This is a genomic window from Comamonas sp. BIGb0124 (assembly GCF_003752175.1).
In the GTDB taxonomy this organism is placed as follows: domain Bacteria; phylum Pseudomonadota; class Gammaproteobacteria; order Burkholderiales; family Burkholderiaceae_C; genus Comamonas_F.
This window is the reverse complement of the sequence record NZ_RJVF01000010.1, coordinates 107,122-132,431: the sequence shown is the minus strand read 5'-3', so window position 1 is coordinate 132,431 and position 25,310 is coordinate 107,122. Positions and strand designations below refer to the sequence as shown.

Below are 25,310 nucleotides of genomic sequence, written 5' to 3'. Positions count from 1 at the left end.
AAAAATTGAGATCAATCTTTATCTGCGGCTGTAGCTCAGTTGGATAGAGTACTTGGCTACGAACCAAGGGGTCGTGGGTTCGAATCCTGCCAGCCGCACCAATTAAAAGCCCTGCAATCCACCGGTTGCAGGGCTTTTTTATTTCCCGACTGCGCGCGTGCAGCACAGGGGCGAAGCGTCACGGCATCGTCACATGGCTGTCTTAGCATGCGCCAGCCATGCGCTCCAGCCCTCACCTGCTCACCCACACCCGCCATTCCCGTCAGGACCATCGGCGGGCACTGGTGCGCATGATGCGGCAGTACGCCCTGCATGCCGTGTTCCAGCCGCTGATCGACATGCGCGACGGCTCGGTACTCGGGCACGAAGCGCTGATCCGAGGCCCCATCGGCTCGTCGCTGCACAGGCCGGACGCCTTGCTGGCACTGGGCCGGCATGCCCGCATGGAGCAGCAGCTTGAGCTGTTCTGTATCCAGAGCATCCTCGCGCAATGGCGCATCACGGGGCACGCCGGTCTGCTTTTCATCAACCTCAGCGCCGACAGCCTGATTCAAACGCTGGCCCGGCATGGCTTGCCCATGCTGCAGCATGCCGTCCGCCAGGCCGGTCTCGAGGGCGGACAGTTGGTCATCGAACTGACCGAACACGACCGGGTCAGCCAGCAGGCCACCCTGGCGGAAGTCGTGCGGCGCCTGCGCGGCGAAGGCGTCCTGTTTGCGCTCGACGATTTTGGGGACGGCCATTCCAGCCTTCGGCTGTGGCACGAATTGCGTCCCGATTTCGTGAAGATCGACAAGTACTTCACACGGGGCGTGCACAGCGATCCCCGCAAGTTGCAGATCGTGCAGGCCATTCAGGGCATCGCCGGGCTGATGGGCACCAAGCTGGTGGCCGAAGGCATCGAGACCCCCGAAGAATTGCAGGCGCTGCGCGCCATCGGCATCCAGATCGGGCAAGGTTATCTGCTGGGTCGACCCGCCGCCGCACCGCGCACCGAGCTGGACGCGCTGTGCCAGGAGTTCTTCTGGCAGGTTCCCACCCGCCCGCCGGTGCTGCCGGTTCATCCGGCGCGCCCCAGCGTGCTGCAACGGCTGGATCTGATCGACGCGCCCGCCGTGCCGCCCCACACCACGCACAACGATCTGGCGGCGCTGTTCCAAGCGCATCCCGAACTGCATGCCGTCGCGCTGGTGGAGCATGCGCGACCGGTCGGACTGGTCAATCGCAGGCAGTTCATGGACCAGTACGCCAAGCTGTATTTTCGCGAAGTGCACGGGCGCCGGGCCTGCATCGCGACGGCCAACCGGTCTCCACGCGTCGTGGAACGCGACGACAACATCGACGACCTGATCGCCATCCTGATCTCGCACGACCAGCGCTACCTGGCCGACGGTTTCATCGTCACCGAGCAAGGCCGCTACATCGGTCTGGGCACGGGCGAACAACTGGTGCGTTCGGTCACCGAGGCGCGCATCGAAGCGGCGCGGCACGCCAATCCGCTGACGCTGCTGCCAGGCAACATTCCCTTGAATCTGCACATCGACTGGCTGCTGCGCTGCGGCGCGGATTTTGTGGCCTGCCACGCGGATCTGGACAACTTCAAGCCGTTCAACGACCACTACGGCTACTGGCGCGGCGACGAGATGATCCGGCTGGCGGCCCGGCTGACCCAGGAACACTGCAATCCCAGGCACGATTTCGTGGGCCACATCGGCGGCGACGATTTCATGATCCTGTTTCAGAGCGCGGATTGGGAACAGCGCTGCCAAGCCATTTCCCGCGAGTTCGCCGCTGCGGCACTGGGCCTGTTCGACGCACCCGCGCGCGAAGCCGGCGGCATCCACGCCGAAGACCGGGCCGGGCAGCCGCAGTTCTTTCCGTGCACCACGTTGTCGATCGGCGCGGCCCGCGTTCGCCACGGCGACTACCGTCAGGCCGATGCCGTGGCGACCGCTGCGGCACTCGCCAAGCACGAGGCCAAACGCACTCACCAGCGGCTGTACATCCAAGGCTCGTTCAGCCCGTAAACGGCCAGGCGCAACCCGCCGGCCTGTCGCACGCCATCCACGGGCGTTTTATTTTGCTTGTCTTGTTTCTTTTTTGATACTAGTATTAAAAAAGAAATAAACTGCTTTCACCCACCCAGAACCATGACCGCCCCTCCCTGCTTCCAAAGGAATGCCGACCACGTGGCCTCGCACCGGTGCGAGGTGATCGAGCACCGCTGGGTGAACAGCCGCTACCGCTACATCCGGCTGCACGCACCGGTGGATCTGGCCAACATCACGCGCCCCGGGCAGTTCTATCAGCTCAAGTGCCCGACCACCGAGGCCCATCAGCCTTTCCTGCTGCGGCCGATGAGTGTGTACGGCGTGGGGCCCGAACCCGGCACGATCGAGTTTCTGTACAACGTGGCGGGTGCCGGCACGCAGGCGCTGGCGACGCTGGCCGTCGGTGGCTCGCTGGACATCGTGGGCCCCTTGGGCAATCTCTTCAGCCTGCCTGCGCATGCACAGCGCATCCTGGTGGTGGTGCGCGGGGTGGGCTTGGCCACTCTGGCGCCGCTGGTTCAGTTGGCTGCGCTGGCCGGTGTACAGGTCAGCGCGGTGCTGTCCGCACGGGCTCCGCAAGACCTGATGCGCGACGAGTTTCTGCGCGGCGTGCAGGCCGAGGTACACAGCGTGTACGACAGCGACGGCAGCTCCGGGGTCGAGGCGCTGGAACGCCTGGTTCGCGGGCTGCTGGCTCGCAACCCCTTCGACGTGGTCTACACCTGTGGCTCGCACCGCGTGCTGATGATGCTGCAGCAGGTGCTGGAAGACCATCCGGCGATCCGTGGCGAAGTGGCGATGGAGCAGCGCATGGCGTGCGGCATGGGCGTATGCCTGTCGTGCGTGCGCCTGTTCGATCGGGACGGCGATCGCCAGTTTCTGCGGGTGTGCCGCGAGGGCCCGGTTTTCGACATCCGGCAGGTCATGAAGGAGGTGGAATTTGGCTGATCTTTCAGTGAAGGTTGGCAGCGTGAACCTGCGCAACCCGGTGATGCCGGCTTCCGGCTGCTTTGCCATCGAGTACGCCGAGGCGCTGGATTTCAACCGCCTGGGTGCGCTGGTGATCAAGAGCCTCTCGCCCACCTGCCGTGCGGGCAATCCGACGCCGCGTGTGGCGGACTGCCATGGCGGCATGCTCAATGCCATCGGCATTCCCAGCCACGGCCTGGCCTACTACCTCGAACGGGTCCTGCCGCCTTACACGCGTTTCGACACCCCCGTGGTGGCGTCGGTTTCCGCCGACACGGCAGCGCTCTTCGCGGAGGCCGCCGCGGCGCTGTCCCTGCCGCAGGTCGCGGCCATCGAAGCCAACATCTCCTGCCCCAACCTGGAGGCCGACGGACGGGCATTCGCCGTGTCGCCGCAGGATACGTTCGAGGTGCTGAGTGCGATACGCCGCCAGACTCGTCATCCCTTGTGGGCCAAGCTCACGCCGAACACCGCGGATGTCGCGGCCGTGGCGCGTGCCGCCGAAGCTGCCGGTGCCGATGCGCTGGTGATGGGCAACACGGTACTGGGCATGGCCATCGATGTCCGCACCCGCAAGCCCAAGCTGGGCAATGTGATGGGCGGCCTGTCCGGCCCGGCCATCAAGCCGATCGCGCTGCGCATGGTGCATCAGTGCCACCGCGCCGTGAGTCTTCCGATCATCGGCTGCGGCGGCATCGCCACGGCCGACGACGCCGTCGAATTCCTGCTGGCCGGCGCCAGCGCGGTGCAGGTCGGCACGGCCTCGTTCATCGATCCGGGCGTGATGGGCAAGATCGTCGACGGGCTGCACGCCTATTGCCAGGCCCATGGCGTCGAACGCATCCAGACGCTGACCGGCGCGGTCGCCATCGACGACCAGTTGGCCGAGCGCTGGCACCGCTACGCCACGCAGGCGGCCTGAGGCCGCAGGCCCCGCCTCTGTTCTTCGCCACCGGATACCGATCGTTCCAGCAACGACTTCCTTTGCTTCTTTTCGCTGCCATTCCATGCAACTCCTGTCCTATCAACCGCTGGCCGAACAACTTTTCGACGAGATCCGTGCGCTGAGCTTCGATGGCGTCGGCGTCACGCGCGCCAGCTACGGCGAAGGCGAATCGGCCACCGCAGAGTACCTGCGCGCCTTTGCGCTCGCCCAGGGCCTGCGTGTGCAGGTGGACCGTGCAGCCAATGTGGTGTTCTCCCTGCCCGGCGACGACCCCGAGGCGCCCGCCATCTGGATCGGCTCGCACATCGACTCCGTGCCGCAGGGCGGCAACTTCGACGGCCTGGCCGGCGTGATCGCCGGGCTGCTGGCCCTGGTGGCTCGGCAACGCTGGCACCCCACAAGCGGTGGCGGCAGCGCGCTGCCGCTCAAGGTGATCGCCTTTCGGGGCGAAGAGAGCGCATGGTTCGGCAAGGCCTACATGGGCTCGAGCGCACTGCTGGGCAAGCTCGCGCCCGCCGACCTGCAGCTGAAACAACGCAGCACCGGCCAGTCTCTCGGCGAATGCATGGCAGCCGTGGGCGCAGACGTGCAGGCGATCTCGCTTCAGGAAAAGCTCGTCGACACCCGGGCCATCAAGGCCTATCTGGAACTGCACATCGAGCAGGGCCCCGTCATGGACGCCCGCGATCTGCCGCTGGCGGTGGTCTCGGGCATCCGGGGCAATGTGCGGCACAACCGCATCGTCTGCCTGGGCGACGCGCAGCATTCGGGCGTGGTGCCGCGCTGGCTCCGCCACGACGCCATGTTCGCCGTCTCGGATCTCATCATGCGGCTGGACACCCACTGGCGCGAGCTGCTCGAACGCGGGACCGACCTGGTCGTCACGGCCGGGATCGTGCAGACCGACGAGGCCGAGCATTCGATCTCGCGCATTCCGGGGCGCGTCTCCTTCAGCCTGGAGGCCCGCAGCAAAAGCAGCGACACGCTCGAGGCCTTCTACCAGTTGGTGCAGGCGGAGATGGCTTCGATCTCGCGTGAGCGCGGGGTCCGTTTCCAGAACGACCGCCGCCTGACCAGCGACCCGGCCACCATGGACCCGGGCCTGTGCGACATGCTGCTCCAGGCCTGCAGGGACAACGGCATCCGCCACGATACGCTCCCCAGCGGGGCGGGCCACGACGCCTCGTTGTTTGCCAATGCGGGCGTGCCCAGCGCCATGCTGTTCGTGCGCAACCAGAACGGATCGCACAATCCGCACGAGGCCATGGACATCGACGACTTCATGCTGGGCGTGCAGGTGCTCAGCGATGCCGTGCAGCGCGTGCAGGATCTCGGCCATGCGCTGGCCTTCTGAGCCTGCCATGCCGACATCAACCTTTCGCCAGCGATTGACGGCCCGGGCGGACCGCCGGAGCTGCCCCACCGCCGCCGAATCGCCTATATTCTCTTTTTCGATCCATTCAGGACAAAAAGAGATGACCGCCGAGCACGAGCACTGGATATCGGCTATCGACTACACCGCGCTGGGCGATCGCCTCAAGGCCTATCGCATCGGGGCCTCGCTGCAGGCCGAAGACATCGCCGCGCAACTGGGCGTGTCGCGTGCGGTGGTCTACCGCATGGAAAAAGGCGAGATCGTCAAGATCGAGACCCTGGAGCGCCTGGCGCATGTGCTGGGCACCTCGCTGGCTTCGCTGCTGGGCGTGGAGGCCGAGTACTACCCCACCGCGCTGGGCCTCTTCGAACGCATGCGGCAGCTCGAGAGCGCCAGCGACCGCATCCTGGCGCATTTCGAGCCGATTTCGCTGCTGCTGACGTCCGACGCGTACCTCCAGCATCTGCGCGCCATGCTGCACGAAGGTGCACCCCGTGCAGGCAAGGGCACGCAGGCCGCGGATATCGAGGCCATGCTGCTCATCCTGGCCGAGCGCCGGGCCTTCTTCGAAAAACGCAAACCGCACATCATCAGCCTGATCGGCCTGCGCGAGCTCGAGCGGTTCGTGCACACCGGCCTGGTCGGCCGCGTCGACCTGCCCGAAGACATCCGGAGCGCCCGTGTGCAGGCTGCGCGGCATGAAGTGCTGCGCATCGCCGAGCTGATGGAAAGCGAGCCCTTGCATGTCCAGATCGGACTGGTCGACGATGCCATGCCATCATCGACGTTTCAGGTGCTGTCCGGGCCGCAGCACAGCGTGCTGGCCACCAGCCCTTTCCGGCTGGGCGAGCTGCCCAACGTGCGCAACGGCATCGCGACCGTCACGGCGGCCCCCGAGGCGGTCAGGATGCACAGCGATCTCATGATTCGCCTCTGGAAGACCGCCTACAAGGGCAAGTCGGGCGCCCAGCGCCTGCGCAAGCTGGTCGAACGCATCTGAGAAAAAGCCCATGCAACCGACGATCACCCCGGCTCGCCACGAGCCCACCCACGAGTCCCCCACTCGAGACACGGAGACCTTCCAATGACCTCTGCTCACGATGCACATGCCGCAGCCGCCCTGCTGCTCGACAGCGGTTGCGTGACCCTGCGTGCCGACGAGCCCTTCCGCCTGCCTTCCGGCTGGGCCAGTCCGGTTTACATGGACTGCCGCCGCCTGGTCTCTCTGACCGATGCACGCCGGCAACTGCTGGGGCAAGGCCTGGCCCTGCTGCGCGAACACGCGGTGCTGGACGGCCTGCAGGCCGTTGCAGGCGCGGAATCCAGCGGCATCGCACCGGCCGCCTGGCTGGCCGACGTGCTCGATCTGCCGCTGCAGGTCGTGCGCAAGCGCGCCATCGGCAACCGGCAGATCGAAGGCCTGGTCGAGCCCGGTGCCCAGGTCCTGCTGGTCGACGACATGATGGCTGCGGGCTACTCCAAGCACAGCTTCGTCGACGCCCTGCTGTTCGCGGGCGCCCAGGTCAGGCACGCGCTGGTCTATTTCGACTACGGCACCTTCGAAGCGGCCGCCAGCCTGCAGGCGCGCGGCGTGACCTTGCACGCCCTGGCCAACTGGCAGGATATCCTGACGGTCGCGCATGAACGCCAGTCCTTCGACACGGCATCGCTCGCCGAGCTCGCCTCGTTCATCCAGGATCCTGGCGCCTGGTCCCTGGCCCACGGCGGCATTGCCCAGCCGGGCCGCCCTTCTGTATCCCCCTCCGCGGAGTAACACCACCATGACTTTCCAAGAACTCGCCACCACCTTTGCCCAGGCCGAAGCCGGCACCGATTCCTTCAAGAATCTCTACAAGAACGCCTTCCGCCTCATGAACGAAGACCGCGACAACGCCGCGCTCTACTTTGTCGTGGGCGTGGCGGCCCGCTCGTACGTGCACACCTACGAGGACCAGGGCGTGAGCGTGGAAAAAGCCCATGCCGCCAAGGTGCTGCTGACGGGCTTCAACGACAAGCTGCTGCAGGCCCTGCAAGGCACGGCCGAACAACGCCTGCAGGCGGTCAACGAAATCGCCCATGCCTATGAATGGACGGTTCCGGATTTCTGAACCCGCTCGGTGACAGCCATGAAAAAACCGCCCGAAGGCGGTTTTTTTGTCAGTGGGGGAACGAGGCGCTTACTCGCGCTCGCCGCCCATGATGCCCAGCAGCGCCAGCAGGCTCTGGAACACGTTGAAGATGTCGAGGTACAGAGCCAGGGTGGCGCTGATGTAGTTGGTCTCGCCGCCGTCGACGATGCGCTTGAGGTCGTACAGCATGAATGCGCTGAAGATACCGATAGCGGCAACCGACAGGGCCAGCATGGCTGCGGTGGACTGCACGAAGATGTTGATGACACCGGCTGCCAGCAGCATGATGGCGCCGACGAACAGCCACTTGCCCATGCCCGACAGGTCGCGCTTGATGACCGTGGACAGGCTGGCCATGGCGAAGAACACCGCAGCGGTCCCGCCGAAGGCGATCATGATGAGCTCGGCACCGTTCGAGAAGCCCAGCACGGCACCGATCAGGCGCGAGAGCATGAGGCCCATGAAGAAGGTGAAAGCCAGCAGCACGGCCACGCCGGCGCTGGAGTTCTTGGTCTTCTCGATGGCGAACATGAAGCCGAAGGCGCCGCCCAGGAAGACCAGGATGCCCAGCCCGCCATGCAGCGCGGCGGTCATGCCGGTGGCCACGCCCAGCCAGGCGCCGAGCACGGTGGGAACGAGGCTGAGAGCCAGCAGCCAATAGGTGTTGCGCAGCACGCGGTTGCGCTGCTCGGCCGATACGGCATAACCGTAGTTCAGGGAAGAAGTAGAAGGTAGCGGCATGTCCAGAATCCTTTGAGACAAAGGTAGAGGGCAAAAAAGGGAATTCAAGTCGCAGCCTTGCGGCCACGTGCGCCAGGATGTTGTTGTCGATATGACGGCGCGTTCGTGCGGCGGCCCCCGCACACACGACTTGCGACCATTCTAGCGGTATGTCGAAATGTGGCAACGCCATGACGCCGCCCCGGCGTGTCGGTGGTCAGGCCGGGCCCGTCACGCCTTCACGACCCACGGGGCGCAGGCAGAACGGGCATGGCCTGCGGGCGCTCTGGTTTCCGACCCCGTCAGCCCCTTGGAAAAAACTCAGAAAAGCCCGTTCCCGGGCCGGTCCCGGCCTTGAACGAGACCGTCCCCCAGCGTCGGGTCGGCGTCGGGCGAGGACGCAGCGCCGAGCGCCGGTGTGTCCCCGGCCCCTGGCGCGGTCGCTTGCCCCGGCTCAGGCGGCAGGGCCGGCAGGGTTTCGTCGTCGGCCGCGTACTCGGCCGCTTCGTCGGTCAGCCCTTTGGAGAATGCCTTGGTCGGCTTGACGCCCAGGCTCCTGAGCATTTCGGCACGCCGGATCACGTTGCCGCGTTTGCGCGCCAGCTTGTCGAAGGCCGACTGGTAGGACTCCTGCGCCATGCGCAGGCGCTCGCCCACTTTCTCGAGATCGCCGGTGAACGAGACCAGTTGGTCGTAGAGATCGGCCCCCCGCTTGGCGATGTCCTGTGCGTTGCGGGTCTGTGCCTCCTGCCGCCAGAGATGGGCCACCGTGCGCACCACGAACAGCAGTGTCGAGGGACTGACCAGCAGCACGTTGCGATCCCAGGCGTCCATGAACAGTTGCTGGTCGGCCGAAATCGCCAGCATGAAGGCGGGCTCGATCGGCACGAACATCAGGACGAAATCGAGCGAACGGATGCCGTAGAGCTGCTGGTAGTTCTTGCCCGACAGGCCCTTGATGTGCGCCCGGATCGATTCCACGTGGCGCCGCTGGGCGGCGGCACGGACCGCGTCGTCGCCCGCGCTCGTGTACTCGTCGTAGGCCAGCAGCGAGACCTTGGCGTCCACGACCAGGTGCCGGTCTTCGGGCAGGTGGATGACGACGTCGGGCTGCACCCGCGAGCCGTCTTCGCGCACATGGCTTTCCTGCACGTCGTACTCGGCCCCGCGGCGCAGCCCCGAAGCCTCGAGCACGCGTTCGAGGATGAGCTCGCCCCAGTTGCCCTGCGACTTGGCCGAACCCTTGAGCGCCTGCGTGAGGTTCCTGGCATCGTCGCTGAGCATCTGGTTGAGCTGCATCAACTGCTTGACCTGCTGCTCGAGGGCCGACCGTTGCTGCCCTTCGGCCACGTAGAACTGCTCGACCTTGCCCTGGAACTCGTGCAGCCGCGTGCGCAAGGGATCGAGCAACTGGCCCAGATTCGCCTGGTTCTGCTCGGTAAAACGTTTGCTCTTTTCCTCGAGGATGTCGTTGGCCAGCGACTTGAACTGGTTGGACAGCGCTTCGCGCGCTTCCCCGAGCAGGGCGATCTTTTCGGCGGACTGGCTGCGCTCGGCATCGAGCCGCGTCTGCAGCTCGGCAACCTGGGCCTGGGCGTCCTGGCTGGTCGCATGCAGTTGATCGATGCGCTGCTGGGCCTGGGCCAGGCGGTGCTCGAGCGCCGGCAACTGGGCGGCCCGTTCCTGGAACGACGAACGCTCGTCGCGGGCCAGATCGAGCGCCTGGCGCAGCGTTTGAATCTCGGTGCGCGCCTGGGCGATGTCGTTGTGCTGGCCCTCGCGGTCTTCGAGCAGGCCCCGCACCCGTTCCTGCAGCGTGGCGGCGGTGGCCGAGGCCATGGCGCGTTCGCGTTCGACCGCGCCGGCCACCGCCAGATCGACGGCTTCGTCCACCGCTTCGCGAATCGCCTGCGCCTGTTCCTCGGCCAGTCTCTGCCGCATCCGCAAGGCCGTGATCCAGCCTCCCGCCAGCAGCCCGAAGACCAGTCCGGCCAGCAGGCTCAGCACCGACACCCCTTCACTCATCGCCATGCGACTGCCGTCCGACCAGCCGGTTGATGGGGGTGACGGCCTGTCCCTGGGTCAGGAAAGCGATCAGGTTGTCGGCCGCCAGATCGGCCATCGCACGGCGCGTGCCCACGGTGGCGCTGGCGATGTGCGGCGTGAGCACGACATTGGGCACGGTCAGCAGATCGGGATGCACGCGGGGCTCGCCCTCGAACACGTCCAGACCGGCTGCGGCAATGCGGCCGGCGCGCAGGGCCGCAGCCAGCGCGGCATCGTCGACGATGCCGCCGCGGGCGATGTTGACCAGCGTGGCGGTCGGCTTCATGGCGGCCAGTTCGGCCGCCCCGATGGCATGGTGCGACTCGGGGCTGTAGGGCAGCACCAGCACCAGGTGATCGGCGCTGCGCAGCAGTTCGTCTTTCGAGACGTATTGGGCACGGCACTCGGCTTCGGTCTGTGCATCCAGGCGCGAACGGTTGTGATAGATCACATTCATGCCGAAACCGAATGCCCCGCGGCGGGCAATGCCCTGTCCGATCCGTCCCATGCCCAGGATGCCCAGGGTGCTGCCGTGCACCTCGCCGCCGACGAACATGTCGTAGCGCCAGCGCTGCCATTCGCCGCGGCGCAGAAAATGCTCGCTCTCGGCAATTCGGCGGGCCGTGGCCATGAGCAGTGCGAAGCCGAAATCGGCGGTGGTGTCGGTCAGCACGCCCGGCGCATTGGTGGCCTGGACGCCGTGCCGGTCGAACGCGTCCATGTCGAAGTTGTTGTAACCCACGGCCATGTTGGCGACGACCTTGAGCTCGGGGCAGGCTGCCAGCACCTCTTCGTCGATCCGTTCGCTGCCGGTGGTGAATGCGCCCTGGTGCCCCTGCAGACGACGGATGAGCTCGGCCTTGTCCCACGCCTCGTCGTGCGTGTTGACGCTCAGTTCGAAGTGCTGGCTCAGGCGTTCGACGGTTTCGGGGAAAACCTGGCGTGCGACCAGCACGCGGGGACGTTCGGACATGGGGTGTCTCCAGGATCGGTAGGAACGAAAAAGGGTGCGGCGGGATGGATCAACGGAACCAGACCCAGCCCATGACCGCAAACAACGGCAGCAGGACGACGGCCGACCAGGCCATGTAGCCAAAGAAGCTGGGCATGCGCAGGCCACGTTCTTCCACCACGGCCTTGACCATCATATTGGGCGCATTGCCGATGTACGAGAGCGCGCCCATGAACACCGCGCCCGCCGAGATCGCGGCCAGGGTTGCGGCATGCCGGGTCATCAGGCTCTCGGGGTCGCCGCCGGCCAGGTTGAAGAACACGAGATAGGTGGGCGCATTGTCCAGAAAACCCGACAGCATGCCGGTGGCCCAGAAGTACATCAGCGGCACCGGCTCGCCGGCCGGGGTGGTGACCGAGGCCACGATGGATGCAAAAGGCCCTTGCAGGCCTGCCTTGAGCATCGCGAGCACCGGAATCATGGTGAGGAAGATGCCGGCAAACAGCTTGGCGACCTCGACCATGGGCCCCCAGCCGAACTGGTTGCCCTCGCGCGCCATGGCCGGCGTCAGCTTGAGCGACAGCAGCAGCACGACCAGCAGGCCGGCGTCGCGCACCAGCGACTGCAAGCCGACATCGACACCGGCGATGTGGAAGTCGATGCCCGGCTTCCAGGTTCCGCTGAGCAGCACCAGCGCCATCACGCACAGCAGCAACGGGACGTTGATCTGCCAGCCATGGACCTGCAGGCCACCGGCGGCGGTGTCGGGGGTGGGGTCGACCGGCTCCACGCCTTCGCGGCGGTAGAAATAGCGGTCGATGGCATAGAACAGCGCCAGCAGGCTGCCGACCAGGAACAGCGTCTGCGGCAGCACGTGCACCAGCGTCCAGCCAAAGGAAACGCCTTTGAGGAAACCGAGGAACAGCGGCGGATCGCCCAGCGGCGTCAACGAACCGCCGGCGTTGGCGACCAGAAAGATGAAGAACACGAACACATGCACGTGATGGCGCCGGTTGTCGTTGGCGCGCATGAGCGGGCGGATCATCAGCATGGCCGCGCCGGTGGTGCCCATGAAACTCGCCAGCACGGTGCCGATGGCCAGCAGGCCGGTGTTGAGCGCGGGCCGCCCGCGCAGGTTGCCCGAGAAATAGATGCCCCCGGCCACCGTGAACAGCGTGCTCAGCAGCACGATGAACGGGATGTACTCGCCGATCAGCGCATGCAGCAGGCCTTCTGTTGCAGCAGCCACGCCATGCCCGATCGCAAACGGCAGCAGGAAGCCCAGCGCGCAGGCCGCCGCAAATTTGCCGAAATGACGGTGCCAGAAGGCCGGCGCCAACAGCGGCAGCAGCGCGATACCCAGCAGCAGGGTCACGAAGGGAAGAGCGTAGGCCAGGCTGAGCGTGGCGCCGTCGAGGTGGGACATCGTATCGGAGGGTCGAAGGCTGAGGATGGCGACCGAGGAAGAGGCCGCCGGCGAAGGATGTTCAGGGGATGCCTCCAGCGATGCGGCAGGAGGCGTCGGGCGAGCGAGTGAGCGAACGCCTCGGCGGTCAGGTCGAGGCGGGCTCCGGGTCGGGCTGCTCGATGTCGAAGACCTGGCGCAGGTAGGCGAGGTATTTTTCATCCTCGCACATGTTCTTGGCCGGGGTGTCGCTGAGCTTGGCCACGGGCTGCCCGTTGCAGCGCACCATCTTGATGACGATCTGCAGAGGCTCGTAGCCCAGGTCGTTGGTGAGGTTGGTGCCGATGCCGAACGCCAGTTGGCAACGCCCCTTGAACTGGCGGTAGAGCTCGATGGTGCGCGGCACGGTGAGGCCGTCGCTGAAGATCAACACCTTGTTGAGCGGATCGACGCGGTTGAGTTTGTAGTGGGCAATGATCTGCTCGCCCCAGGCAAAGGGATCGCCGCTGTCGTGACGCGCGCCATCGAACAGCTTGCAGAAATACATGTCGAAATCGCGCAGGAAGGCCTTGATGCCGTAGACGTCGGACAAGGCAATGCCGAGGTCGCCCCGGTACTCGCGCGCCCACGATTCGAAACCGAATATCTGGCTGTCGCGCAGACGCGGGCCCAGGCCCTGGCAGGCCTGCAGGTATTCGTGCGCCATGGTGCCCAGCGGGGTGAGGCCCAGCTTCTGCGCCAGCAGCACGTTGCTGGTGCCGGCGAGCTGGCTGGCGCCGCCCTGCCCCAGCCTGTCCTTGAGCACCCGCACCACTTCCTCGTGCCACGCACGCGAGAAGCGGCGCCGGGTGCCGTAGTCGGCGATCTTGAGTTCGGAGACGGCCCCCTGGGCGCGGTCGTGCTCGGCTTCCTGCTGGAGCTGCGCGATCTTGGTGTCGAGACGGCGGCGGCCTTCGAGCACGTCGGGCGCCGGGTGATGGTGCCGGAAGTACACCTCGTTGACGATCGCCAGGACCGGGATCTCGAACAGGATGGTGTGCAGCCACGGCCCCTGGATGTCGATGCCGATCTCGCCCGAGGGCAAGGCTTGCACGTCGATGTACTTCTCGTTGAGGCGGAACAGCCCCAGGAAATCGATGAAATCGCTCTTGATGAAGCGCATGGAGCGCAGGTAATCGAGCTCGTCCTGCCCGAACTGAAGGCTGCAGAGCGCCCGGATCTCTTCACGGATCTCCGCCACCAGCGGGGCCAGTTGCACGCCCGAGTTGCGGCACTTGAAGCGGTACTCGGCCTGGGCACCCGGGAATTGATGCAGCACGACCTGCATCATGGTGAATTTATAGAGATCGGTATCGAGCAGGCTGTTGATGATCATGGCACACAGGGAAAACGGGCGCGGAACGCAAACCAGACTGCAGCTCGTCCGTCATGCCCGGCGATACCGGGCACCCGCCGCTTCAGTCTACCGGCTGCATTGTGGCACCGACGGCGTGGCAGCCGGCGCCAAGCCCGGTACATCGCTTGGCGGACCGCCCGCTCAATCGCCGGAACGGTCGCGGACGGGCCAGCCGCCGCCCGGCTGCAGGCAGCCGTCGTGTTCGCCGAGCCGGGGCGCTGCGTGCGAGATTCGGCCGGGGGTTGCACTGAGCTTGGGCACGATGCCCGGCACCTTGAGCGGCAGGCCGTCGGAGGCCGGGCTGTCCACCAGCATGTCGCGGGCCTGGTACTGAGGGTCGGCTGCGATGTCGGCGACGCTGTAGATGCGGCCGGCGGGCACCTGCGTCGCATCGAGCACGGCCAACACCTCGTCGCGCGCGCGGCTGGATGTCCATTGCGCAATGGCGGCATCGATCTCGGCGCTGCGCACGACACGGCCGTCGTTGTGGCGCAGGGCCGGGTCGTCGGCCAGATCGCCGCGGCCGATGGCATGCATCAGACGCCGGAAGATGCTGTCGCCATTGCCTGCCACCAGCACGTACTGGCCATCCCGGCATGGATAGGCATTGCTGGGAGAAATCCCCGGCAGCGCACTGCCCGCCGGTCCCCGCACGGCACCGAAGGCATCGTATTCCGGCAGCAGGCTTTCCATGACGTTGAAGACGGATTCATACAGGGCGACATCGACCATTTGCCCTTGTCCGCCCTGCGTGTCGCGGTGGCGCAGCGCCATCAGCACGCCGATCACGCCATGCAGGGCCGACAGCGTATCGCCGATGGACACCCCCACGCGCACAGGCACCGCGCCCGGCTCGCCCGTGAGATGGCGCAGCCCGCCCATGGCTTCGCCCAGGACCCCGAAGCCGGGCTTGTCGCGGTAGGGCCCGGTCTGCCCGTAACCCGACAGGCGCAGCATGACGAGCCGGGGGTTGAGCGCATGCAGCGCCTCCCAGCCGAGTCCCCAGGCCTCGAGCGTGCCGGGCTTGAAGTTCTCGATGAGCACGTCCGCTTCGGCGGCCAGGGCCCGCACGGCCTCTTGCCCTTCGGGCGTGCGCAGATCGAGGCAGACCGACCGCTTGTTGCGCGACTGGACCTGCCACCAGACCGATGTGCCGTCGCGCAGCAGGCGCCACTTGCGCAGCGGATCGCCCACGCCCGGCGGCTCGACCTTGATCACGTCGGCACCGAAATCCGCCAGGGTCTTGCCGGCAAAAGGGCCTGCGATGAGTTGACCAAGTTCCAGGACCTTGAGACCGTCGAGAGCTTGCATGGGTGGCGGGATCGCGTTGTTGAAAGACACGGCCACTTTACGCAGGAATGCGCCGGCCAGGCAAGGCCGTCGAATGCCCTGCCGCCGTGAAGGCTTGATGACGCGAGCGCTGCGGTTCGCTGACACTCAAACAAAAGTTTGACCGGGTTTCACGATTTAGCAGCCTCATTAGAAACCTCAATCTAATCAACGATAAAAGACGAAAAATGCACTTGCAAAACCAGCGGCTCTCCGTACAATGAAAAGCATGCTGCAGTGCAACATTCAACGTTGCGCAGCAAGAGGCTCATTCCTCGCTCGGGCCGCGCTCACAGCAGTTTTCGTCAGCTCGCCGCCTTTCATTCATCATGATTTGAATCGGAGATCACCATGGCCACCCCTGAAGACTTCATCACCGCCCAGAAAGCACAGGTCGAAACCCTGTTCGGCCTCACTGCCAAGGCATTCGAAAGCGTCGAAAAAATCATCGAACTCAACGTGACCGCTTCGAAGGCTGCGCTGGCCGAATCCGCCGATCACGCCAAGGCCGTGCTGAGCGCCAAGGATGCACAAGAGCTGCTGGCCCTGCAAGCCAGCCTGTTCCAGCCCCTGGCCGAGAAAGCCACGGCCTACAGCCGCCACCTGTACGACATCGCCAACGCCACCGGCAGCGATTTCGGCAAGGCCTACGAAGAACACGCCGCCGAAGCGCAGCGCAAGTTCCTCGCACTGGTCGACAACGCTTCGCGCAACGCCCCGGCCGGCTCCGAAACCGCCGTCGCCGTGCTCAAGAGCGCCGTTGCTGCCGGCAACACCGCTTACGACTCGCTGCAAAAGGCCGTGAAGCAGGCCACCGAAGTCGCCGAAGCCAACTACAACGCTGTTGCCAGCACGGCTGCCACCGCAGCCAACAAGGCCGCCGCGACTGCCACACGCAAGCGCTGATCCAACGCTTGCGAGAGATCGGCCTGGCGACCACCGCCGGGCTGTCGAACCGGGTTTTCATTGCAGATGTCTCCTCGAGCCCTGGCGCCAGGGGGTGATAGGCTCATTGGGGCTGGTCTTCGGACCAGCCCCTTTTGTTTGTCCGCAAGAAGAAGCAATACTTTTGTTTGCGCACGCATCGGTCCGGCATCAAAAGCTTGCCTTCAGGTGTAGCGGACACACCGCAATACGGCTCGTCGAGACGCCTGTCAAATCTATAATTTCCGGAGCACCCCGCTCCTGGGGCGATTACGGCGAAGCCATCGGACGACGGGTCTGCGGCACGCCGACCAAGAGATTTGCCGCATGGCCGTATTCGCTTCCCGACCCCGCCTGCCCTTCCCTCCCGCGCCCACCTCGCTTGCGGCCAGCCAGAGTGCCGCTGCACATGCCGATCCCTTGCCGCAGAAACGCGCGGGTCGTGTCCACGGGCTGTTTCGCCGCCCCGTGATGCTGGCCCTGCAATGGTCGCTGGCCGGCCTGGTTCTGCTGGCCCCGGCGGCCGTGATCCAGGCCCAGACGGCCGGTGCCGCCGCCGAGATCAACCAGCTTCTGCAATCCGGCAACAAGACCCAGGCCCGTGCGCTGCTCGACAAATCGCTGGCAGCGGATTCACGCAATCCGCAACTGCGGTTTCTGCAGGGATTGATGTTCAGCGAGAGCGGCGACGCGCCGCGCGCCATCGACGTGTTCACGCAACTCACGCGCGACTACCCGGACATGGCCGAGCCCTACAACAACCTGGCCGTGCTGTACGCAGACCAGGGCATGGACGAGAAGGCCCTGGTGGCCTTGAGCAAGGCCATCGCCATCAACCCGAACTACGCAACCGCCTATGAAAACATGGGCGACCTGCACACACGGCTGGCCAACGAGGCCTATCGCCGCGCCATGAGGACCGGCGCCGACGGCGTACAGACCAAACTCGCGCTGCTGAGCCAGTCGGTGAACACGGGAACGGCACCGCCGGTCGCCGCAGCCGCGCCGGCTGCGACTCCTATCACCCCGGCAGCCGCCAGCCCGGCAAAGCCGGTGGCCGAGACGCAAGGCGTCGCGGGGGCGGTCGCGACCCGCCCTGCCGTTGCTGCGGCGGGCCCGATCGAGCGACCGGCCACGGCCAACGCAGCGGCAACGCCTGCGCCATCGGCCGTGGCTGCTGCGCGGCCTTCTTCCACGCGCCAGCCTGCGGATCAATTGCCCGTCATGGCCATGCCTGTGATGCCGGATGTGGCGGCATCACAGGCCGAAGCTGCGACACCCGCACCCGCTGCAGAGGCCCCTGCCGTGCAGATCGCCAGCGCGACGCCGCGCACGGCCTGGGATCTGCCGACGGCCAGCGACTACCCGACGACGCTCGCACCGGCTTCCGGCAGCTCGCCGGCGGCAACCCGGCGCAGCGTGTGGGACGACGTGGCCATCGGCCCGGCCCAGAACGCCGAGCCGAAGCCGGCCGACGCCGGGGCCGCTCCGGCGACCGCAACAGCCGTCACATCCGATGCAGCGCAGGCCACGGCCCAGACACTGCCGCCGTTGGCCGAAGCCGCTGCGGTACCGCCCGTTGCAGTGACTGCGGCCGCCCCAGCGCAGCAGCCTGTCGCGCCCACTGCGCCGCCCGTCGTCGAGCACGCCGTTGCCCTTGCGCCTGCGGCAGCAGACACCCCTGCGGTGTCGCATGCAGCAGGCACGCCGGCCGGCGTCGCGACGGCAGACGCCGTCAATGCCTGGACGACGCCCAACGCGCGGCCACGCGCCAGTCATGTGCTGATCCGGCGCAACGCCGACGTGGCGGAAGCCCCCGCCGCTGTTGCCGTGGTGGCCGCCGCACCGGCCGCTGCCGCCCAGACTGTGGCTGCAGAATCGATTCCCGTGCCCGCCGTGGTGCCCGCACCGCCCGTCACCGAACCGGCCCCCGCAGCCAGGGTCGAGACCCCGCAACCGCAGACCGTGGACCAACAGGCCCCGGCGTCCGAGCCTGCCACCGTGGTCGCATCCGACGCACCGTCCACCCGGAACGTGTCCGTGGTGACGGAGCCTGCGGCACCGGTGACCGTGCCGGAGGCTGTGGTGCCGGCGACCGTGGCCGCGTCGACGCCTGTGGAAGCGACGCCGACCCCCACACCCGCACCCACACCTGCGGCTTTGGCATGGGTCGCACCGACGCCCAAGCCCGAGGTCTCGGCCCCGTCCACCGAACCGCTTGCAAAGACTGCGGCAACCCCGGTGATCGCGGCTTCCGCCTCGGAGGCGCCAACCCCAGCGACCGATACGGCTCAGGCCGCACCGGCCGAACCGATCTCGGTATCGGCTGCGCCATCGACGGCAGCGACGCGCGCAACCAACGATACCGCGACCACCACCGTGGTTGCAGCCGCAAACCTGAGCGCAGAGCCGGCGGTTGCGGTCAAGACGACGGAAACGGCCACTCCAGCAGCCACACCGGCGGTCGCGCCCGAAGCCGCAACGACGGCGCCGGTGGCGGCAGCCCGTGCGGCAGCGGAGCCATCCGCCGCGCCGCCTGTGGCTGCGGCGGTGCCGTCCGCTTCGCCTGCGGCTGCCGTTGTGCCATCGACCCCTGCCCCGGCTGCGGCTGTGCCACCTGTCGAGCCCGAGCCGTCCCCCGTTGTTGTCGCAAGCGTGGCACCAGAGACAGCGGCTCCGGCAGCCACGGTGGCACAACCGGCCGTGGTCGCCGACGAAGCCGGTGCACGTGCCGCGGTCAATGCCTGGCTGGCAGCATGGAACAACCGTAACGCCGACGAATTCGTCGCCGCCTACTCCGCAGGCTTCAAACCGGAAGACGGGACAGACCACGCGGCCTGGGTTCAATCGGTGCGAGCCGGTCTGGACGTGCCGCGGCCCCGCGTGCTGCAGATCAGCGGCCTGTCGTTCGAACTGCCCACGGCCTCGTCGGCCGATGGCGCACCGATGGCCATTGCACGTTTCCGTGAAAGCAGCGTGGCGGGCGTGCTGCGCATCACCAAACTCAAGCGGCTGGACTTGCGCCACGACGGCCAGCGGTGGGTGATCGTGGAAGAGGGTTCGGGTCTGTGATTGACCCGCGATCCAGGCCTTGGCGCCTGGACGACCGAAGCCGCGCCAAGCGCTGCGGTTTCGGTCAGACCCCCGTCAATTGATCAACGGCGTCTGCGGCTCGCCGTCGACGATCTGGTACTTGCGCATCTTTTCCCACAGCACCTTGCGGCTGATGCCCAGGTAGTGTGCAGTGTTCTGGCGCCGCCATTCGTTGGCATCGAGCGCATTGATGATCTTGTTGCGCTCGGCCATGTCCCATGAGCGGCGTGCACTGTCGACGGCTTCGACCGGTGCGAGATCGGGCTGCGACTCGCCGCTGATGGCCAGCATGCGCTTGACCACCGTCTCCACATTCCAGGCGCCCGTCTGCCGCACGATGACGCCCACGCGCTCGGCAAAGTTGCGCAGCTCGCGCACATTGCCGGGGAAACGCATGCGGCCGACCGTGTCGAGCAGCCACAGCGGCGGATCGCCCACGGTGGTCATGATGTCCTCGCCCACCACCTGGCCCACGATGGACCGGAAGATGGCGATCTTGTCCTGGTCGCCGCGCTCCTCGAGGGAGGGCACGTAGAGCTCGATCACCGCCAGCCGGAAGAACAGATCCGACCGGAAATCCCCGATCTGAACCATCTCGCGCAACGGACGGTTGGTTGCCGCCACCAGCCGGAAATCCAGACGCGTCGAGGTCGTCGCGCCCACCCGCGTCACGGCACTCTCTTCGAGCACCCGCAGCAGCTTGACCTGCTGGTAACGCGGCAGGTCGCCGATCTCGTCGAGGAACAGGGTGCCGCCGTTGGCCTGCTCGAAATAGCCCTTGTGTGCCGCCACCGCGCCCGTGAAGGCGCCCTTGGCATGGCCGAAAAAGAGGGATTCGAACAAACCATCGGGAATGGCGCCGCAGTTGACGACCACGAACGGGCCCTGGCAATACCCGGTGTGCTTTTCATGAAGCCGCTGCGCCACGCGCTCCTTGCCCACGCCTGTCTCGCCATAGATCAGCACGTTGTGCTCGCAGTCGGCATACACGTCGACTTCCTTGAGCAGCTCGATCATGCAGGCATCGATGGCGATCAGGTCGTTGGTCTGCACCTGCCGCACGGTGTTGGCGCGCATCTGCTGCACCACGCGGACCACCATGGCGCGCAACTCGGCACCCGTGAAGTCGTAGGGAAGCACATGCGAATACTCGGCGGCAAAACCGCTTTTCTTCTCGCGCTCGCGCCCGCTCGCCGCGACCCAGATCACCGGCATGCCATAGCTGCCCTCGATGCTCTGCTGCGTCAATTGGGCGCCTTCGAGCACCGAGACGCTGATCACGGCAATCGCCGTGTTGCTGATGTCCTGAACCGCAGAAAACACCACGCCGTCGGCGCGCATGACCTGCACGTCCAGGCTGGCCATGCAGCGTTCGACACGCTCGGCGATATCGGCTGAGCCTTCCCAGACGTAGATTTCTAGTTCATCGAGGTTGAGGGGGGTACGCATGAATAAATGGAAATATGACTAGTAGACCAACTCGGGACGTCCACAGCTCAGACTTTGAACATGCACCGTGGCTTTTCCAATATCCAGTCCAAGGATGCCGCCAAGCAGGCCATTGGCGAGCGTTGTTCCGATTGGATCTAATAATTTTTGCAGAATTTCTAGAATAGGGCCAATCACTACCGATAACAACGGCGTCCCTCCGCTTCCTGTTCCCAGGTTAAGTATTCCTGCAACCAAATTAACAAGTCCGCCCAAAACATTTCCGAGCAGCCCCCCAGTATTTGCAGTTTGAAGTGAGGCCGTCAACCCTTGCTCTTTACAGAGTTGCGTTGTACAACCTTTTAGATTGTGTTCCCACTCATCTACCATTGAAGAACTGAGTAGCCCCAAGAAACCAGGCCGATTCCAGTCCACGCCATCGCTGACTAAATTCTTCTTTGTGTTAGCCACATTATATGAATTCTTCACCAAATAGTCTTTAGCCAACTTCCCTGCCAAAGTAGCATTATCTATCCGAACCGCCGACTGACTATTGGATGCTCCGAGACCGCTCACAACCAATTTCAACAATTGATCAACCGTATTTTTCACGGTCGTCCCAATCGCCAGTTGATTCCGGGTTGTATCCTTAGACTCCCCTGCCACCAAGGTCACATTCTCAGGACTAGGCTGAGCCAACAGCGGCAAAACCGCTTTTCCGCTTAATAAATTCACACCCGCAACAGTCACAAAATTTGTATTCCCAACGTTGCTAGCTTCGCATATTTTTGCCTTGGACCAAAGAATACCGGTATCAATATTTCCGGCACATGCATTGACGACAGATGTGGTGACAGCAATCGTGGCTTGGGGCGGAGAGACATTGCAATTGATGCTATCGAGAGTGCCATAAGAATTTGCAACATCGATAATCAGTGGAACATTGATCTTTGTTGAGAGTAATTTAAGTACAGCCGAAAGAATGCTGTCTTCACTGCTGACACTGATCTTGGTCCGCACCTGAGAATTATAAGCAGTCACACCCACAGGGCCAATCGCAATCGATGGCGGCTCGACAATTCTTGATTCAACACTGATACCAAGCCCAGGAACCGACAAAGCGACGCTTGCTGCATTATTCCCATTTCCAACCGCAATCGCCGATGTCACCAAACTCAAAACATCAACATTTGCATCCAATGCGCTCATGGGATTGGCGCTGGTTATTTGTGCAAAGAGACCACGGCCAGCCTGATCAGACGAACCCAGTTGCACCAGAAGATCCTCGATCTTTACATTGATTGGAATACCATTAGAATTAATGATCTTCACAGACTGCGACAGCACCTCCGCCTGCAATCTGACCAAGTTATTCTGGCCAACGATTTCAGCTGCAGCATTCACCAAATCGCCAATTTTGATCTGCTCCGCAACCAGTAGATCATTAAGACCTCCAGCCGTTAAATTGGCAGTAACAGGTATTTCGAGTGCACTCAACAACCCTGCAGGCGTGACGTATGCCGAAGCCAATCCGTCATAACATCCTACGCACAGCTTCCCAATATCAGCACCGACAAATTTAAGAACTGAAAACAATGGAGCTTTCGGATTTGCATCCACCAACTTAGAGCCGACCGAGAAAGCAGCAGAGTCCGCACCGATGCGGGCTACAGCCCTTGCTGTCAAAGTTGTACTTTCGATACCAGGAACCAAGACAACCGGCGTAATACTTGCAACCACTCTAATCGCGTTGTAGGGGGCAGAACTCGCATTGAATCGCATGTCTTGAGCAGATGCCTCAGCCCAAGTACCACAGTAAGGCCCAGCAGCGGTGGCAGTAACACCCAAAACCTTGTTATTCGTCAAACCACTCCCCACCGCAACGCCTGCAGCCGTACATCCGGCGGCAGTTCGCCCATTCAGTTCTAGAGCACGAGCACCCGCCAGAGCGGCAAAATCCGCTGCACGCTGGAGTTCACGATTGGCATAAAATAAATAACCAATCTGCACGGCACCCAATATAACCACGCAAACCAGCAACCCAATTGCCGCATTAACGATCACAGACCCACGCTGCCGCCTTGCCGTGGCCATCGAATGAAACTTTTCATGCATCATTTCAAGCACTCCAAGCAGACTTCACAGTGATAACGGAATCATTTTTCAATAGCCAACCAGACATATCAGCCAGAGGTATATATGGCAACAGGCGATTTTTTCCGTATTCGAATCTAAGTTCAACAATCCTCGAATCCAGAGAGCTTCTGACCACCACTGAGTTCGCCCTAACCCAAGTCAACCTCTCCGCAAGATTGGCTCCGGGCGTAAAAGACGACTGGGCAAGCGACTCTTGCACCAGAGCGACCACCGAGTCTTTCTGCACATTCGAGAGAGTGACAGCGTTCCCTACCATGAGCCTCTGCGCTAATCGCGCGCCATCCTCCGCAGCGCGAGAGACCGCTTGCATCTTAAAAAATACATCAGCAAAAGTCACCAAGCCATAAAAAATAACAAAAATAATCAGAAACACAAGAGAAAACTCAATTGCTGCAACACCCTTGCACGTTGGCAAAGAGGCTTTGGGCATTTTTATGGTCGAGCAACTCATAAACTGACCCTCTCCAATAGCACCGATGCTTTACCCGTCAATACATCTGGAAAAATCAGACCAAAACCAGGCAAAGAAGGCGCAATAGGACGACTTCGATAGTCATAATCGATTTGAACTTCGATCGAGCAGGTCTGAGCGATATCAACACCGGTGCAAACAATTGGAGTTCCGGTCCCGCTCCAGCATACCGTCGGAGCATCCCGCCTGCATATCTGATGACTGACGGTATAACTAGATGATGGCAACCAACCGGAAAGAAAATTTTGACTTACTAGTGTGACATTTTCCAAGCGACTTGCACCAGTCGCCTCATAACGTAATGCAGCACGCGCCCCCTCCTCTGCAGCATGTTGCAATGACAACCTCAGTGTAAAAACCAATCCATAACTAATTACTGCGTACAGGATGACAAAGAAGACTGGGAACACCAATGCATATTCAAGCGCATACGCCCCCAGCTGCCGGCGCGAGCGGCTGCTATCGGGGATCATTAAGCTGAATGGACGCAACATGATCAAATCATTCTTTTGAATATCAGTTAGCTTCCGCCACCGCCACTTTGCTTCACATCCTTGATGTTGGACTCATACTTCTCGGGAATAGGAAATTCAAAACTCTTCAAATAACGCGCATAGCTCAACGAAGCCTGATCACCAGCCACAGGCCGTGCACGGCCCACCGATTCGCGTTGCAGCGCCAGCAGATTAGCCGTGGCGGCGCCAATGACCGGTCGGCGGGGCGGGTTGGCCACTGGAGCAGCGGAAGTAGGCTGGGCAATGGCGATGGGCGGCATGGAGGAGAGGGTCAATCCACTCCCCGTGCTTGGTGGCTGAGCGCTCACGGCCGGCGGGGCCTCTTGCAGTGCTACGGTCGAAACATGACTGGTTGCCGCGCCGACGTCTGTCGGTGCAGGCTGCTGGGCGTGAGCATCCGGAGCAGCCACGATGAGAGCGGCGAGGGTCGACAGAGTGGAAGCAGCCACTGCGACCTTGCGCTGGGCAGACTGGACTGGGAATGGATAGACGTTCATGGCGTGGACTCCTCTACTGAGTTGACGGGGCCGAGCGTTGCGTTGCCCGCAAGGGATTGAGCACGGGGCACCGCGTGTGTGGCGGGCATTTCGGATGTGAGCTGCAAAGCACTGGGCGAAGCACCGACGGTTCGGCGTACCAGCAAGGCACCGGTGGCATGGCTCGTGGGCAAACCGTTTTCTGCGGCCGTCACAGGGCGAATCGCATTGCTGCTGCCGGTACCACTGCGACCGATATCACTGGGCCGCTCGGCGCCACCGCTGCGTGCGCGGATCTGCTGCGCCGTACGCCGCAAAGCGTCCCGTGTGCTGTCGTCCGCATTGGCCATGGCGTTGAGAACCTGCTCGGCTCGGGCGCTGTCGCCCTGGGCGTAGTAGAACAGCGCCAAATTGGATTGAACTCGCGGATCGCGCGGTGTGAGTTGGGCGGCCTGCATGATGGGAACCCAGGCCGCTTCGAGCTGCCCGGCACGCATGTGGGCATAGGCCAGGTCACTCAGGATGCTGGCATCGGTCGGGTTGCGGCGCTGCGCCTGGGCAAAGAACTGGGCTGCTCCCGAAAAATCTTGTCTGGCCCCGGCGGCCAAGCCTAATCCTCGATAGGCTCGGGCGGCTTGCGGTCCGTTGGTCATCTGTTTGTAGATGGCAATGGCTTCGTCCATCTTGCCTGCGTTGCGCAGCGCATCGGCGCGCATCAACTGGGCATCGGGTGAGGTGCCATAGCTCAGCTCGAAAGCATCGATATGGGCGAGAGACGCAAACCACAAACCTTGGGTCTGCATCTGACGAATCAGATCAAGATAGGTGTCGCGGGTTTTCTCGGCCGTGGTGGTGGTATCGGCTTGAGCAGGATCCGCGATCATGGTCGCGGCAGGAGGCAAGTTACGGGTGGAGACGCCGTAGCCT

At 63.8% G+C, this 25,310-nt stretch carries 21 protein-coding genes and 1 tRNA gene; 10 read left to right on the top strand and 12 right to left on the bottom strand.

The features are described from left to right. The first annotated feature begins 24 nt into the window (after positions 1–24). The 8 genes from EC845_RS11210 to EC845_RS11175 all read left to right on the top strand — a co-directional run bounded on the left by EC845_RS11210 (position 25) and on the right by EC845_RS11175 (position 7,449). Positions 25–101 (top strand) — tRNA-Arg (locus EC845_RS11210). 117 nt (positions 102–218) lie between these two features. After that, positions 219–2,027 (top strand): phosphodiesterase, encoded by a 1,809-nt coding sequence (locus EC845_RS11205; protein ID WP_123298197.1) that lies wholly within the window; start codon positions 219–221, stop codon positions 2,025–2,027. A gap of 123 nt (positions 2,028–2,150) precedes the next feature. Continuing rightward, positions 2,151–2,999, top strand: coding sequence for a dihydroorotate dehydrogenase electron transfer subunit (locus EC845_RS11200; protein ID WP_123298196.1), 849 nt, complete (start codon positions 2,151–2,153; stop codon positions 2,997–2,999). Further along, a complete protein-coding gene (locus tag EC845_RS11195; protein ID WP_123298195.1) occupies positions 2,992–3,942 on the top strand; it encodes a dihydroorotate dehydrogenase in 951 nt (316 codons plus the stop codon). Before EC845_RS11200 ends, EC845_RS11195 begins: the two co-directional genes overlap by 8 nt. Before the next feature lie 85 nt (positions 3,943–4,027). Next, a complete protein-coding gene (locus tag EC845_RS11190; RefSeq protein ID WP_123298194.1) occupies positions 4,028–5,320 on the top strand; it encodes a hydantoinase/carbamoylase family amidase in 1,293 nt (430 codons plus the stop codon). A gap of 121 nt (positions 5,321–5,441) precedes the next feature. Then, the gene (locus EC845_RS11185) at positions 5,442–6,341 is read left to right on the top strand and encodes a helix-turn-helix domain-containing protein (RefSeq protein WP_123298193.1); all 900 of its coding nucleotides are present in this window, start codon (positions 5,442–5,444) and stop codon (positions 6,339–6,341) included. 84 nt (positions 6,342–6,425) lie between these two features. Further along, positions 6,426–7,115 carry an orotate phosphoribosyltransferase gene (locus EC845_RS11180; protein WP_123298192.1) on the top strand — a complete coding sequence of 230 codons (690 nt, stop codon included), beginning with the start codon at positions 6,426–6,428 and terminating at the stop codon, positions 7,113–7,115. 7 nt (positions 7,116–7,122) lie between these two features. Next, entirely contained in the window at positions 7,123–7,449 is a 327-nt protein-coding gene (locus EC845_RS11175; RefSeq protein WP_123298191.1) for a hypothetical protein, read from the top strand. Positions 7,450–7,518: 69 nt separating this feature from the next. Here the strand turns inward: EC845_RS11175 and EC845_RS11170 are convergent, their stop codons facing one another. From EC845_RS11170 to EC845_RS11145, 6 genes are all read right to left on the bottom strand, one after another. Next, positions 7,519–8,211 carry a Bax inhibitor-1/YccA family protein gene (locus tag EC845_RS11170; protein WP_123298190.1) on the bottom strand — a complete coding sequence of 231 codons (693 nt, stop codon included), beginning with the start codon at positions 8,209–8,211 and terminating at the stop codon, positions 7,519–7,521. A gap of 300 nt (positions 8,212–8,511) precedes the next feature. After that, positions 8,512–10,221, bottom strand: a complete 1,710-nt coding sequence (rmuC, locus tag EC845_RS11165) for a DNA recombination protein RmuC (protein ID WP_199739783.1) — start codon at positions 10,219–10,221, stop codon at positions 8,512–8,514. After that, positions 10,208–11,209: a D-glycerate dehydrogenase gene (locus EC845_RS11160; RefSeq protein ID WP_123298188.1), complete on the bottom strand. Its 1,002-nt coding sequence runs from the start codon at positions 11,207–11,209 to the stop codon at positions 10,208–10,210. Before EC845_RS11160 ends, rmuC begins: the two co-directional genes overlap by 14 nt. Positions 11,210–11,258: 49 nt before the next feature. After that, entirely contained in the window at positions 11,259–12,614 is a 1,356-nt protein-coding gene (locus EC845_RS11155) for a sodium:proton antiporter (protein ID WP_123298187.1), read from the bottom strand. Between the two features lie 127 nt (positions 12,615–12,741). Continuing rightward, the gene (pncB, locus tag EC845_RS11150) at positions 12,742–13,968 is read right to left on the bottom strand and encodes a nicotinate phosphoribosyltransferase (protein WP_123298186.1); all 1,227 of its coding nucleotides are present in this window, start codon (positions 13,966–13,968) and stop codon (positions 12,742–12,744) included. A gap of 162 nt (positions 13,969–14,130) precedes the next feature. Next, entirely contained in the window at positions 14,131–15,300 is a 1,170-nt protein-coding gene (locus tag EC845_RS11145; RefSeq protein WP_123298185.1) for a CaiB/BaiF CoA-transferase family protein, read from the bottom strand. A 369-nt stretch (positions 15,301–15,669) separates the two neighbouring features. Here EC845_RS11145 and EC845_RS11140 point away from each other — a divergent pair, with 369 nt between their 5' ends. Together EC845_RS11140 and EC845_RS11135 are read left to right on the top strand one after the other, a co-directional pair. After that, positions 15,670–16,224: a phasin family protein gene (locus EC845_RS11140; protein ID WP_123298184.1), complete on the top strand. Its 555-nt coding sequence runs from the start codon at positions 15,670–15,672 to the stop codon at positions 16,222–16,224. Between the two features lie 345 nt (positions 16,225–16,569). After that, a complete protein-coding gene (locus EC845_RS11135) occupies positions 16,570–19,314 on the top strand; it encodes a tetratricopeptide repeat protein (protein WP_123298183.1) in 2,745 nt (914 codons plus the stop codon). Positions 19,315–19,389: 75 nt separating this feature from the next. Here EC845_RS11135 and EC845_RS11130 read toward each other — a convergent pair whose 3' ends face one another. Genes EC845_RS11130 through EC845_RS11105 form a run of 6 tightly spaced genes read right to left on the bottom strand, consistent with a single transcriptional unit; the run spans position 19,390 to position 25,267 of the window. After that, a complete protein-coding gene (locus EC845_RS11130) occupies positions 19,390–20,784 on the bottom strand; it encodes a sigma 54-interacting transcriptional regulator (RefSeq protein WP_123298182.1) in 1,395 nt (464 codons plus the stop codon). 18 nt (positions 20,785–20,802) lie between these two features. Then, positions 20,803–22,881: a pilus assembly protein TadG-related protein gene (locus EC845_RS11125; protein WP_123298181.1), complete on the bottom strand. Its 2,079-nt coding sequence runs from the start codon at positions 22,879–22,881 to the stop codon at positions 20,803–20,805. A 1-nt stretch (position 22,882) separates the two neighbouring features. Continuing rightward, entirely contained in the window at positions 22,883–23,371 is a 489-nt protein-coding gene (locus EC845_RS11120) for a TadE family protein (protein WP_123298180.1), read from the bottom strand. Further along, the gene (locus EC845_RS11115) at positions 23,368–23,886 is read right to left on the bottom strand and encodes a TadE/TadG family type IV pilus assembly protein (RefSeq protein ID WP_233598032.1); all 519 of its coding nucleotides are present in this window, start codon (positions 23,884–23,886) and stop codon (positions 23,368–23,370) included. The genes EC845_RS11120 and EC845_RS11115 overlap by 4 nt, the downstream gene beginning before the upstream one ends. A gap of 26 nt (positions 23,887–23,912) precedes the next feature. After that, the gene (locus EC845_RS11110; RefSeq protein ID WP_123298179.1) at positions 23,913–24,404 is read right to left on the bottom strand and encodes a DUF3613 domain-containing protein; all 492 of its coding nucleotides are present in this window, start codon (positions 24,402–24,404) and stop codon (positions 23,913–23,915) included. Continuing rightward, positions 24,401–25,267: a tetratricopeptide repeat protein gene (locus tag EC845_RS11105; RefSeq protein WP_123298178.1), complete on the bottom strand. Its 867-nt coding sequence runs from the start codon at positions 25,265–25,267 to the stop codon at positions 24,401–24,403. The genes EC845_RS11110 and EC845_RS11105 overlap by 4 nt, the downstream gene beginning before the upstream one ends. Positions 25,268–25,310: the final 43 nt, after the last annotated feature.